12 protein-coding genes and 1 tRNA gene are annotated in these 13339 nt (G+C 39.0%); 11 read left to right on the top strand and 2 right to left on the bottom strand.

What is annotated here, in order from left to right; all coding sequences use genetic code 11:
• Nucleotides 1-133: 133 nt before the first annotated feature.
• The 7 genes from FGQ66_RS04155 (at nt 134) to FGQ66_RS04125 (ending at nt 8191) form a co-directional block, all read left to right on the top strand.
• Nucleotides 134-601, top strand: coding sequence for a FeoA family protein (locus tag FGQ66_RS04155; protein ID WP_138301778.1), 468 nt, complete (start codon nt 134-136; stop codon nt 599-601).
• A gap of 5 nt (nt 602-606) precedes the next feature.
• Entirely contained in the window at nt 607-2739 is a 2133-nt protein-coding gene (gene feoB, locus FGQ66_RS04150; RefSeq protein ID WP_138301776.1) for a ferrous iron transport protein B, read from the top strand.
• A 1-nt stretch (nt 2740) separates the two neighbouring features.
• Nucleotides 2741-2884, top strand: a complete 144-nt coding sequence (locus FGQ66_RS04145) for a hypothetical protein (protein WP_016177900.1) — start codon at nt 2741-2743, stop codon at nt 2882-2884.
• A 581-nt stretch (nt 2885-3465) separates the two neighbouring features.
• On the top strand, nt 3466-4098 hold the full coding sequence (locus tag FGQ66_RS04140) for a GntR family transcriptional regulator (RefSeq protein WP_005878951.1): 633 nt from the start codon (nt 3466-3468) through the stop codon (nt 4096-4098).
• Nucleotides 4099-4297: 199 nt separating this feature from the next.
• Complete coding sequence (locus FGQ66_RS04135; protein WP_005878949.1) at nt 4298-5491, top strand: quaternary amine ABC transporter ATP-binding protein; 1194 nt, start codon at nt 4298-4300, stop codon at nt 5489-5491.
• Nucleotides 5484-7211 carry an ABC transporter permease/substrate binding protein gene (locus tag FGQ66_RS04130; protein WP_138301774.1) on the top strand — a complete coding sequence of 576 codons (1728 nt, stop codon included), beginning with the start codon at nt 5484-5486 and terminating at the stop codon, nt 7209-7211. Before FGQ66_RS04135 ends, FGQ66_RS04130 begins: the two co-directional genes overlap by 8 nt.
• 176 nt (nt 7212-7387) lie before the next feature.
• The gene (locus FGQ66_RS04125) at nt 7388-8191 is read left to right on the top strand and encodes an HAD-IIB family hydrolase (protein WP_138301772.1); all 804 of its coding nucleotides are present in this window, start codon (nt 7388-7390) and stop codon (nt 8189-8191) included.
• 181 nt (nt 8192-8372) lie between these two features.
• Here the strand turns inward: FGQ66_RS04125 and FGQ66_RS04120 are convergent.
• Both FGQ66_RS04120 and FGQ66_RS04115 read right to left on the bottom strand, forming a co-directional pair.
• A tRNA-Lys gene (locus tag FGQ66_RS04120) sits at nt 8373-8445 on the bottom strand.
• 319 nt (nt 8446-8764) lie between these two features.
• A complete protein-coding gene (locus FGQ66_RS04115) occupies nt 8765-9709 on the bottom strand; it encodes a tocopherol cyclase family protein (RefSeq protein ID WP_113846236.1) in 945 nt (314 codons plus the stop codon).
• Nucleotides 9710-9964: 255 nt separating this feature from the next.
• On the opposite strand from FGQ66_RS04115, the gene FGQ66_RS04110 reads away from it, so the two are divergent.
• The 4 genes from FGQ66_RS04110 (at nt 9965) to yycF (ending at nt 13338) form a co-directional block, all read left to right on the top strand.
• Nucleotides 9965-10531: a DUF1836 domain-containing protein gene (locus FGQ66_RS04110; protein ID WP_005878940.1), complete on the top strand. Its 567-nt coding sequence runs from the start codon at nt 9965-9967 to the stop codon at nt 10529-10531.
• On the top strand, nt 10521-11378 hold the full coding sequence (locus FGQ66_RS04105) for a DegV family protein (RefSeq protein ID WP_005878938.1): 858 nt from the start codon (nt 10521-10523) through the stop codon (nt 11376-11378). Before FGQ66_RS04110 ends, FGQ66_RS04105 begins: the two co-directional genes overlap by 11 nt.
• Before the next feature lie 226 nt (nt 11379-11604).
• Nucleotides 11605-12288 (top strand): MIP/aquaporin family protein, encoded by a 684-nt coding sequence (locus FGQ66_RS04100; protein ID WP_113846235.1) that lies wholly within the window; start codon nt 11605-11607, stop codon nt 12286-12288.
• A 345-nt stretch (nt 12289-12633) separates the two neighbouring features.
• Nucleotides 12634-13338, top strand: a complete 705-nt coding sequence (yycF, locus tag FGQ66_RS04095; RefSeq protein ID WP_005878934.1) for a response regulator YycF — start codon at nt 12634-12636, stop codon at nt 13336-13338.
• The last annotated feature ends 1 nt before the right edge of the window (nt 13339 follow it).

Here is a 13339-nt window from a genome sequence, read left to right as displayed (position 1 = left end):
ACATTGACATTCTCAATTAGAGAGAGTATTCTTTGTGAGAATGATTCTCAATAAATGAGATAGATTGGGATTGAATGGATAGATAAAATGGAGAAAAGCTATAGAAGACTTTTTTCACAAGAAGGGAGCTTTGATGGAAACTTTAGAAGAAGTCAAACTAAATCTTGTGTATCAGATTGAAAGAATACAGACCAGTGACTCAGTCAAAAAGCACTTGCAAAATTTAGGAGTTATCATAGGAAGTAAAATCGTCGTTATCAATCGATCTGGCAGCAACTCGATTTTACTCCTAAAAAATAATTGGATCGCGGTCAACCGTGAATTATTAAGCCAGATTATCGTAAAAAAAAGCGAGTTCTCCGAAGAAAGTTGGACTTCGCTTGACCAGCTTACTACAGGCGAAAGTGGTGTGGTGGTTGCCATTCATGGGAAGGGTGCAGTGAAACGACGTCTGATGGATATGGGTGTGACTAAAAACGTGCGTGTCACTGTACGAAAATTAGCACCGTTAGGCGACCCTTTAGAAATCACATTACGAGGGTATGAATTGACACTCCGTAAAGAAGAAGCATCCTTGATCCTGGTTCAAAAAGAGGAGTAGATAAAATGAAAGTTGCACTAGTCGGTAATCCAAATAGTGGAAAGACGAGCCTGTTCAACGCATTGACAGGCGCAAATCAATATGTGGGAAACTGGCCCGGCGTGACCGTCGAAAAAAAAGAAGGGCACTTGAAGAAACATCCCACCATCTATATTCAAGATTTACCGGGGATCTATTCCCTTTCCCCCTATACGCCTGAAGAAGTGATTGCTAGGAATTATCTGATTGATGAACGGCCTGATGTGATCATCAATATCGTAGATGCCATGAATTTGGAAAGAAATCTTTATTTGACTTCACAATTGCTTGATTTAGGTATTCCCGTCATTGTGGGGCTAAATATGATGGATGTCGTTAAAAAAGACGGTCGAAAAATCAATAGTGAAAAATTAAGTTATGGGTTAGGCGTTCCTGTTGTTCCTATCAGTGTATTGAAAAGGGAAGGACTAGGAAAAATAACAGAAATGATCATTCAAGCGACCTATAAGAAGCTGCCAACACCGCTCTCTTGTACATATGATGATCGCCTAGAAGCAGCGCTGCATGAAATTGAGGATGTTTTAGACAATAGTGTTCCCGTTTTTAAACGATGGTATGCGATCAAACTGTTTGAGCGCGATCCTGAGATTTCGAAAGGTCTAAAAATTTCTGCAAAGCAATTAAAGGAAGTCGAACAATTGATCCGTTTGACTGAAAAGATATTTGATGAAGATAGCGAGACGATCATCATCAATGAACGGTACGAATGGTTGACCCAATTAACGGCTCTTTGTGTGGTCACAAAGGACTCTTTTCAGCTTTCTATCAGTGATAAGATCGATCGGATCGTTACCAATCGGTGGTTTGCATTACCTATTTTTGCTTTTGTTATGTGGTTTGTCTATTATCTAGCCATCCAAACGATTGGGACGATCGGAACCGACTGGGTCAACGATACGTTGTTCGGCGGCTGGTTGCCAAACCATATTGAACAGTTATTAGTTGAGTGGCAAGTAGCTGACTGGATGCAACAATTGATTTTAAATGGGATCATTGCTGGAGTCGGGGCTGTTTTAGGATTTCTCCCACAATTAATCGTTCTTTTCTTATGCTTGAGTTTCTTAGAGGACTGCGGCTACATGGCACGGATAGCGTTTGTGATGGACAGATTGTTCCGAAAATTTGGACTTTCAGGAAAATCATTTATTCCCATGCTGATTGCTACTGGTTGTGGGGTGCCGGGTGTAATGGCAAGTCGAACGATTGAAAACGAACAGGACAGACGGTTGACGATCATGGTCACTACATTTATGCCCTGTTCTGCAAAATTGCCTATCATTGCATTGATTACGGGAGCATTTTTTCCTCATGCTTCATGGGTTGCTCCTTCTGCCTATTTTTTAGGGATGACTTCTATTGTCATCTCTGGGATCATGTTGAAGAAAACCAAATTATTTGCTGGAGACACGTCTCCTTTCATCATGGAATTGCCAACTTACCATTTGCCACAATGGTCGATCATTCTAAGACAGACATATGATCGAAGTAAGTCGTTCGTGAAAAAGGCTGGCACGATTATTTTTGTCTCAAGTATCCTTATCTGGTTTACATCTTCATACAATTTTATCGGACAAGCTGTGCCTGAAAGTCAAAGTATCTTAGCAAGCTTTGGACGTGTGATTGCCCCTATTTTCCAACCGCTTGGCTGGGGAAACTGGCAAGGGACTGTGGCTACCATCACCGGTCTGATTGCGAAAGAAAATATCATTGGTACCTTTGGAATTTTATTTGGGCACAAAGAAGTTTCTGAAAATGGTCAAGAAATTTGGCTGGCATTGCAAAATACGTATACATCTGCTGCTGCTTATTCATTTTTAGCATTCAATTTGCTATGTGCTCCTTGTTTTGCCGCAATTGGCGCAATCCATCGGGAAATGAATTCTGCGAAGTGGACGATGATCGCAGTAGGCTATCAATGCGGTTTTGCTTATTTGATCAGCTTTATTATCTATCAGCTCTCTCACTTGTTTGAAGGGGGACATTTAGTCATCCAAACTTATTTGGCAGGGATATGTATCATCGGTATCTGTTATGCATTATTGAAAAAGAAAGCAAAGACTAGTAACGTATTAACCATTTCGTTAGAAGGTGAACAATAATATGGCAACATTTTTATTAAGCGTCTTGATATTTGGCAGTGCAGCAGCTATTGTTTATTCGCGATTAAAATCAGGAAAAACATGTGATGAATGTAAAAGTGCCTGTCCTGTAAAGAAGGTTCAGAAGAAAACGATGGTGGACTGATCTCTAGTCAGAAAAATCACTTCTGCATAAAGAAATACACTAAATAAACATAAGTTAAATAAGCAAAATAAAGCGCCACATGTGAATGTCTTCGTTGACTATTTCCGTGTGGCGCTTTATTTCCTCAAGCATGATCTAATGCTCAGGTCATGACGCTGAACTTACAACAATCAACGGTGTTCCCTCAGCTGACCCTCGGCATTAAATCATAACTACTCAAAACATGAAGAGCTGTTTCGAGTAGCTTCTCTTTAATGCTCAGGTCATAGCGCTAGGTTCACAACAATCAACGGTGTTCACCTAGCTGACCCTCGGCATTAAATCATAACTACTCAAAACATGGAGAGCTGTTTCGAGTAGTTTCTCTTTAATGCTCAGGTCATAGCGCTGAGCTCACAACAATCAACGGTGTTCCCTCAGCTGACCTTCGGCATTAAATCATAGCTACTCAAAACATGAAGAAGCTGTTTCGAGTAGCTTCTCTTTAATGCTCAGGTCATAGCGCTGAGCTCACAACCTTTTGCTTATTTTTCTTTCCCATAGTAAGATGGAACAGAAAAGTAGAAGAGAGAGGAAAAAATATGGCTGGGAAGAAAAAAATCGTTCGGCCGAGATATCAACAGATTGCTGTTGATTTGGCAGAACGGATTGTGGAAAATCGTTACAAAATCGGTGAGAAAATACACGCGAGATCTACGTTAGCAAGTACATATAATGCATCTCCTGAAACGACGAGAAAAGCGATCAATGTGCTAGTCGATCTTGGAATCATGGAGGTTCGTCACGGAAGCGGCGCCTTTGTAGCATCAAAAGAAAAAGCAAAAGATTTTTTGTTGCAATATCAGGATGTCCAATCGATCCAAGAAACAAAAGCGGAGATCATGGCGAGTGTAGAAAAGCAACAAGAAGAGTTGGATCACTTTTCTCAATTACTGGATCAACTGGTAAATCAAACGAAGAGGATCCACAAGATGAACCCCTTATTGCCGTTTGAACTATTATTGACGAATGAGGCAACGCATCTCGATCAGTCAATCAGCGAGTTGAATATCTGGCAAGCAACTGGTGCGACAGTGATTGCAATCTCGCATGAAGAAGAGTTGCTTGTGTCGCCTGGCCCATATGCTAAATTTACTGCGGGGGATACAGTCCACTTTATTGGAAATGAATTTACATTACAGCGAATGACCAATTTCTTTTATCCAGAAAATTAGCGTTGCAAGTGAGTTGTTTTTTCTCATCAAATTTTAAGCTTAGTAAATCCCGATTTAAAAGGGATTTGCCGAGCTTTTTTTCGTTTGATTAAAAGAATACAGTTAGCGTTTTTGACAAAAGTGACTACACGATGTTAGTATAGTGTGGTCACTTTTTTCAGAAAGAAAAATGAATTTACATAGGTAAAGGAGAATTTGTTTGGTAAAAGTTGAAGTAAAGAATTTAACAAAGATATTTGGTAAAAAAACGCAAGCTGCTTTGGAAATGATGAAGAACCGTCAACCAAAGACAGATATATTAAAAAAGACTGGCGCAACCGTTGGTGTTTATGATGCAAGTTTTGATGTGCAAGAAGGAGAAATCTTCGTGATCATGGGGCTTTCAGGTAGTGGGAAATCAACATTGATCCGCTTACTGAACCGATTGATCGAGCCGACTTCTGGAAATATCTATATTGATGGAGAAGATATTTCAAAATTAAGTAAAGAAGAACTTCGTGAAGTACGCCGCCATAAAATCAATATGGTTTTTCAAAATTTCGGCTTATTCCCTCATCGGACGATCTTAGAAAATACTGAATATGGATTAGAAGTTCGTGGAGTACCAAAAGAAGAACGGCAACAAAAAGCAGAGCAAGCATTGGAAAATTCAAGTTTGCTTTCATTCAAGGATCAATATCCTAGTCAATTATCTGGAGGGATGCAACAGCGTGTCGGTCTAGCTAGGGCATTAGCGAATGATCCAGAAATCTTACTGATGGATGAAGCTTTTTCTGCTCTTGATCCTTTGATCCGTAAGGAAATGCAAGATGAGTTACTCGATTTACAAGCGAACGTACAAAAAACAATCATTTTTATCACACATGATTTAAACGAAGCATTACGTATTGGTGATCGAATCGCTTTGATGAAAGATGGTGAAATCATGCAGATTGGGACTGGTGAAGAAATTTTGACCCATCCAGCGAATGATTACGTCCGTGAATTTGTTGAAGAAGTCGATCGTTCAAAAGTACTGACTGCCCAAAACATCATGGTACCTGCTTTAACGACGAACATCGAATCAGATGGGCCAAATGTAGCACTAACTAGAATGAGGAATGAAGAAGTAAGTATGCTGATGGCTGTTGATAGAAAAAGACATCTTAAAGGGATCATTACTGCAGATCAAGCATTAGAAGCAAGACGTCAAAAACGTCCATTGATTGATTTCTTAGATGAAAATGTAACGGTGATTGGTAAAGATATGGTGGTTAGTGATATCTTCAATATCATCTATGACTCCCCAACTCCTCTAGCCGTTGTGGATAATGGCAAACTAAAAGGTGTTGTCATTCGCGGTAGTGTAATCGAAGCATTAGCAGAAACGAGTGAGGTGAGTGATGATGAATAATTTATTGAACTATCGATTACCAGTCGCTGATTGGGTAGAGAACATCACTGAATGGTTTACAACGACCTTTGCAGGATTATTCTCATTTTTACAAACAATTGGTCAAGCAGTAATGTCAGGAATCACTAATTTACTTTTGGTCATTCCCGCACCATTGTTTATCTTGATATTAACGATTATTGCTTTCTTTATTTCTAAAAAACGTCCAGGATTAACGCTCTTCACACTGATTGGCTTATGGTTTATCTATAATCAAGGATTGTGGACAGACTTGATGAACACAGTAACGCTCGTTTTATTATCCAGCGTTATTTCTATCGTCATTGGTGTGCCACTAGGTATTTTGATGGCAAAAAGCAGTAAAGCTCAAAGTATCATCAAACCAATTCTTGACTTTATGCAAACAATGCCAGGATTTGTGTATTTGATTCCAGCAGTTGCTTTCTTTGGGATCGGTATGGTGCCGGGGGTATTTGCCTCTGTCATCTTTGCTTTACCACCGACTGTTCGTTTTACGAACTTAGGGATTCGCCAAGTACCAAAAGAGTTGGTCGAAGCGTCTGATTCATTTGGTAGTACAAGCTGGCAAAAATTATTCAAACTAGAATTGCCATTAGCTAAAAGTACGATCATGGCTGGGATCAATCAAACTACGATGTTATCTCTTTCAATGGTTGTCATTGCTTCAATGATTGGGGCACCTGGCTTAGGACGTGGCGTGTTATCTGCTTTACAACGTGCGCAAGTCGGTAACGGATTCGTTAATGGGGTAGCATTAGTCATCTTGGCGATTATCATTGACCGCTTCACACAGCATTTAAACCAGCCAAATAGTAAAAAGGCAGTAAATGGCTCAAAACAACCAAATAAAAAGCGTCAAGGGATCATCATAGGGGCTGTAGTCGTAGTGCTTTTAGGTGCAATCGGTTTAGGTAGTTTTTCAAGTGCAAAAGAAACGAAAAAAATCAATCTCTCTTACGTTGAATGGGATACAGAGGTCGCTTCAACAAATGTTGTTGCGGAAGTGTTAAAGGGAATGGGCTATGATGTTACAATCACTCCTCTTGATAACTCCATCATGTGGGAATCTGTTTCAAAAGGTGAGTCAGATGGGATGGTTTCTGCATGGTTGCCAAAAACACATGGTTCACAATATGCACAATACAAAGATCAAATCAACGATCTAGGTGCCAACTTAACAGGTGCTAAAGTTGGACTAGCTGTACCTAGTTATATGGATGTCAACTCTATTGCAGATTTAACTGACCAAGCAGATAAAAAAATTACTGGGATTGAACCTGGTGCAGGCGTCGTCAATGCAGCGGAAAACACGGTTAAACAATACGATAATCTAAAAGGATGGACTGTTGAAACTTCCTCATCAGGCGCAATGACTGTTGCTTTAGGACAAGCAATCAAAAAGCATGAACCAATTGTGATCACCGGTTGGACACCACATTGGATGTTTGCTAAATATGATTTGAAATATTTGGAAGATCCGAAAAAAGCGATGGGAGATGCTGAAGAAATCCACACAGTTGTACGTAAAGGATTAAAAGAAGATCAGCCTGAAGCTTATAAAGTATTAGATAAATTCCATTGGACAGAAAAAGATATGGAAAAAGTCATGTTGGAAATCAACAATGGAAAAGAACCACAACAAGCAGCACAAGACTGGATCAAAGAAAATCAAAAAACAGTCGATAGCTGGAAAGAATAAGCATACTTTTCAAATTCAATGGGGAATAAGAAAACATCTAGCGTAGAAGAACCAATTCTATTCTAGATGTTTTTTTGTAAATGAGGTTGCAAAAATCTGAGCATGGATTGACTTGTTGCTGCCAGTTGTTACACTGAGGAAAGAAGGACATTTTAGTGAGTAGGGGAGAGTAACACATGATCAAATTGATATTGACTGATTTAGACGGAACATTTTTGGATAGTAAGGGTAGCTTCGATAAGGAGTTTTATCAACAAGTAAAAGGATCGATGGATGACCAAGCGATTTACTTTGCTCCTTGTACAGGAAAACAATGTGAACGTGTAGAAGAACTTTTTGGACCAGAACTTTCTAAGGATTTATGGATCTTAGGTGATAGTGCGACACGCATCAAGCACAACAATGAATACGTTTACGAATCGTTTTTGCCGAATGATCTTGGAATCAAACTGATCAATAAACTAGAAGAAATTGCCAATGATTATACGATCATTGCTTGTACGCCGACTGCAGCGATGATCAAAGAAACTACGTCTGAAGAGGACAAACAGATGGTGAGAGGTTCCTATCGAGAAGTTCAATTGGTAGAAGAGCTTAATAAAATAACCGAAGATTTTGTGAAGATCACTGTCTATGATAGAAAGAAAAGATGTTTTGAGTATGTAAAGGAACTGATGGAGTTCAAAGAACAGGCATATATCGTTGCTTCTGAAGCCGCATGGATCGATATTTCAAATGCGGGTGTGCATAAAAGAACGACAGTGAAAGAATTGCAAAAGCTGTTAGGGGTCACCAAGGAAGAAACGATGGCATTTGGTGATGGCTTAAATGATATCGAATTGTTGAATGCTGCTGCGTACAGTTTTGCGATGGAAAATGCTTTTGAGGAAACAAAAGCAGCAGCGAATTTCATCACTCGATCAAATGATGAACAAGGGGTACTACAGACGATTCAAAAAATAATTGCATTACAAAAATAGTATAACATTAGTTTTGCTAAGAGGTATCCTCAAGAAGTATAGAACATCGAATCAAACGCAAGCAAGGATAAGTGTATACCCGAAAATCCTACCTGAAAACAAAAAAATGTCATCACGTACATCTTTTTCGAAACTACCGAAGTAGCCAAAGATGTACTGATGACGTGGGTTTGGCACCCAATGGGCCGTGAGGGGCTCGAACCCGCGACCCGCTGATTAAGAGTCAGCTGCTCTACCAACTGAGCTAACGGCCCATATGAAAAGTACTTTATAATAGTAGCACTATGGATTTTAAAATGCAAGTCTGCGTTTGTAAAAATTCAAAAAAAACTTTACTTCTTTATAGGAAATCATTCATAGATTATTCATAAATTCCCCCTATTATATAAGTATACCAACCAACAAAAGTTCTTGTAAGAGAACAAACCCTAACACTTTTTCATTTTTTTACTCCTTCCCGCCGTTACCCGCGGCGGGTCTCCTAATCTTAACGATGCTTAAAGAAACAAAGAGAAAAGTCCCCACTGAAAGTTCACTTTCAATGGGGGCTTTTTATTCATTCTGGTTGCTCTATCAGTAAGTGTATCCATGCAAATTCCCGACTTGTTCGAATCCAGCAGCGATTCCTGACTGATGGAACACAATCTGTTTGTTCTTTTGTAAAGTCACTGTCATCTCAGTACTAGCTTTTTCCCGAATGACACGATTCATCAGTCCTTTGTGAGGAGCCATCAATGGATGCCCCCCATTTTGCAGGACTTTGATCTGTAATATATATTGTTTTTGCTTGATTGTTATAATCAGCTGGTTTTCTTCGCAGAAGATATCCATGATCTTGGCACCATAATAAGTAGCAAAACGATATTCTTTCCCGTGATAATGCAATACAGAGATGATACCTAAAAAGCGGCTACCCATAAAGGGGATGTCTGCTGCAGAAAAGAAAAAATTCGCTTCGGAAGTCGCAAACTGATTACATTGTGCCCAGAGATACGTAGCTGGAAAAGAACTGCCCCAATCTTTTTCCAAATAACCAATACCGTTCGTAAAATCAATGATTTTTCCATTCCATACTAAAGTTCCCTTTAAAGAATGCCTCATACTTAAGATGCCATGGTAACACTCCATAAATGAGAGATAAGAAAAAGGCCCCATAATACTGGGAGCATAGGTTGATTTGTTTAGCACAGTAAAATCGCCAAATGTGATCGTTCCTTGGATTGTTAAGTTCGGACCTTTTAATGATAGAGAAAGTCCTTTTTCACTAAATACATTTGTCCCGATCTTAACGAATAATTGATCTTCTTTGATCCATAGATCTTGAGGTTCAAAATAGAACATTTCGGAATGCTCATGATTGATGACTTGGATAAAGGGATATTTCAGGCCATCTTCCCCAACTGAATAACCGGGAATAAAGGCATAAACGTCTTTTTCGATTTGTTGCTTAAAATACCATCCTTCAAAAAAAGGATATTTTCTTTGTTCCCCTTGGAAGTATTTATCTGTTGAAATCATTCTCGTTCCCTCCGTTCAGGTACATTTTACCATGGGAGATTGAAAGCCTATGCATAAAAGGCTTCTTGATATAGAGAAGGACTGTTATCTAGTTAGTTAGTCATAGCAAGTGGGCAATTGTATTTGTTTTTTTCCTCAATATTTTTTTAAAATGCAAAATTAGTATAAACTTTTCATCTAGTTAAGGTAACTAGATTGAATGTTTTTGATAACTTTGATAAGATATAAATGAAAACAAAAAAGGGAGATAAAACCATGGAAAAGATGAAGCAACAATTAATCGAGTGGGGAAAAGATCTAGAAGATTTCCACTTGCCACATTGGGAAGAACTTCCTGATTTAGATCTTTATATGGATCAAGTGAGAACATTAGTCGATCGTTATCTTTCTCCAGTCATTCAAGGAGAAAAGCATCCTTTACTCACCTCATCAATGGTCAATAATTATGTGAAACTTGGGTTGATACCAGCGCCTGTCAAGAAAAGATATAACAAAGAACATGTGGCATTTTTGATTGCGATCACGACTTTGAAACAGGTCTTGACGATTCCTGAAATCAAGGAAGGTATCTTATTTCAAGGGAAAACAGTAGGAATCCGCGAAGCCTATAATTTATTTTGCTCTGAACAAGAAACTGCGGTCAAAATGGTCAGCCGACTAGCGCAAGGAGAAAATTATCCACCGTTCCTTGATCAAGAAACGCCGGTGGAATATATTGCTGTTCGGTCTGCCACTTTGTCTTTTGCGATGAAGTTATTGGCAGAAAAGACGATTAGCTTAGAAACAGAGTATTTAATTGAGGAGAAAAAAAATGAAAAATAAAATTGCTATTTTAGTAGATTCTGGTACAGATGTACCACAAGAATTGATTGAAAAATATCAGATGTATGTTATCCCATTAAAAATCATCTATAAAGATAAAGTTTATACAGATAAAGTCGATATTACGCCAGAAGAGATCTATCAAAGATTACCGCAAGAAATCCCTGGAACCTCTCTACCAGATGGCGAAACGATCACTAAGATTTTTGAAAAGATCAAAGCAGATGGCTACGATAAAGTGTTAGCTATTACTATTTCTAGTGGGTTAAGCGGTACTTTCAATATCGTACGACTGATCGCAGAACAGCAAGAAGAATTGGAAGCGCATGTATTAGATACGAAGAACATTGGAATCGGAGCAGGTTTCTCTGCGATCCAAGCAGCAAAGTGGTTAGAAGAAGGAGTCGAATGGCAGACATTGATCGACAAGTTGAACGAACTAGTTGAGCACACAAAAGTGTTCTTCAATGTAGCGACTTTAGAATATCTGCAAAAAGGTGGACGTATCGGTTTGGTTGCTTCTATCCTTGGGAATGCGTTAAAACTAAACCCCATCATTTCTTGTAACGACGAAGGTATTTATTATACTGTTGGCAAGGCAAGAGGTCGTAAGAAAAGTTTAGATAAAACAGTTGGCTATGTGCGCGAACGAATTGGCACAGCTAAAGTGTTCAATTTAGCGGTTGCACATGGTGATGCGAAAGAGGAAGCCATCGCAATGGTAGAAAGACTAAAAACTGAATTTCCTCAAGCACAGCACGTTTATTTTGGACAAATCTCTCCAGCGTTAGTTGTCCATACAGGGCCGGGATTGCTAGGTGTAGGAATACAAGTTTTGGAAAACTAAATAATCGTTGAAAAGAATACCAAGAATGTAGTGAAGAAGTCTTTCGAAAAAGTCAGGTTGGAAATCCATCTGTGAAGGACAAACTATTTTCTTGGTATTTTTTTGCGGAGTTTTCCATTAAAGGAGCTACGTAAGAAGAACATTTTCTAAATGACACAATATTTAATAATATATGTTATTGAAAGTTTGCAGAAAATGTTATAATCAGAAGCGGAGGTGTTTTTTTATGAAAAAAGGAATTGCTGAACTTATTGGTACGTATATTTTAGTTTTTGTAGGAACGGGAGCGGCCGTACTAGGCGGTGGTGCTTCAGGAATCGTCGGTACTACTGGGATTGCCTTGGCTTTTGGTTTGACAATCATTGCAGCAGCATATAGTATCGGAACGATTTCAGGTGCACATCTGAACCCAGCTGTTTCAATTGCAATGTGGTTGAACAAACGCATTACAACAACTGAATTATTTTATTATATGGCGGGACAGATCGTTGGGGCTTTTGCGGCGTCATTATCCTTGGCGGGCATATTAGATTCTGCTGGTAAAGGTGTCGACAATCTAGGGCAAAATACATTTGAAATGGGTGTAGGTGGTGCCTTAGCAGTTGAAATCATCCTCACATTTATTTTTGTATTAGTGATCATGACAGTGACGAGTCCAAGTAAAGGAAACAGTAGACTAGCAGGAATCGTTATTGGATTGACATTGACACTAGTCCATTTCGTGGGTGTACCGTTGACTGGAATGTCTGCCAACCCAGCTCGTAGTCTAGCACCAGCATTCTTAGTAGGCGGACAAGCATTGGATCAAGTTTGGGTATTCGTAGTAGCACCAATCGTCGGGGGAATCATTGCGGCACTTGTAGCAAAATACCTCTTGGAAACCGAAGATCTAGATACCATCGAAGTTTGATGTGGGTCAGTGTCATTCTGAGTGATGACAGCAAGAAACTGTAGAAACAAGAAACAGAAATATTCGTTTGAAGAATCGAAAATGGAAATGCTAAGGTTCAAGGAATAAAGGTCAAAAAAATGTTCTTTAAATTTTGAGGATATTCGCTTTATTCTTAGAAAAGTGTTTGCCATAGTCATCGATTAGTCGAATCTAGAGGTGAGACAAAAGTGGTTTTTACTTTTGTTCCACCTTTTTTCTTTTAAAAAAGGCTTTTGAGACCTTGTTTTTTACAGAGATGAAACATATTCGGAAATAAGTTATAATAGAAGAGTATGACAATAAATAAAAAAGAGGTGGCTCTTTATGAAAAAGATTTTAGTTGTCGATGACGAAAAGCCGATTTCGGATATCGTCAAATTTAATTTAGCCAAAGAAGGCTATGATGTTTACACTGCTTATGACGGGGAAGAAGCCTTGGAAAAAGTGACTGAGGTAGAACCTGATTTGATTTTACTGGATTTGATGTTGCCAAAAATGGATGGACTGGAAGTGGCTCGTGAAGTACGCAAAACTTACGATATGCCGATCATTATGGTAACGGCAAAGGATTCTGAAATCGATAAAGTCTTAGGTCTAGAATTAGGCGCAGATGATTATGTCACCAAGCCATTTTCTAATCGTGAGTTAGTCGCTCGGGTCAAAGCAAATCTTCGCAGAGGAGCAACTGCATCTAAAGAAGTAGAGGAAGAAACGCCGTCAGAATTGGTGATCGGCGATTTGACGATCCATCCAGATGCGTACATGGTAACCAAACGAGGAGAAACGATCGAATTGACACATCGTGAATTTGAATTGCTCTTTTATTTAGCCAAACATATTGGGCAAGTGATGACCCGTGAACACTTATTACAAACTGTTTGGGGTTATGACTATTTTGGGGATGTACGAACAGTGGACGTTACAGTACGACGTTTACGCGAAAAAATTGAAGATAATCCGAGTCACCCTAATTATTTAGTGACGCGTCGAGGTGTCGGTTACTATTTACGTAACCAAGAACAGGAGTAGT

The organism is Enterococcus sp. BSD2780061688st2 D3 (genome assembly GCF_005844145.1).
Classification (GTDB): domain Bacteria; phylum Bacillota; class Bacilli; order Lactobacillales; family Enterococcaceae; genus Enterococcus_B; species Enterococcus_B durans.
This window is presented reverse-complemented; position numbering and strand designations above follow the sequence as displayed.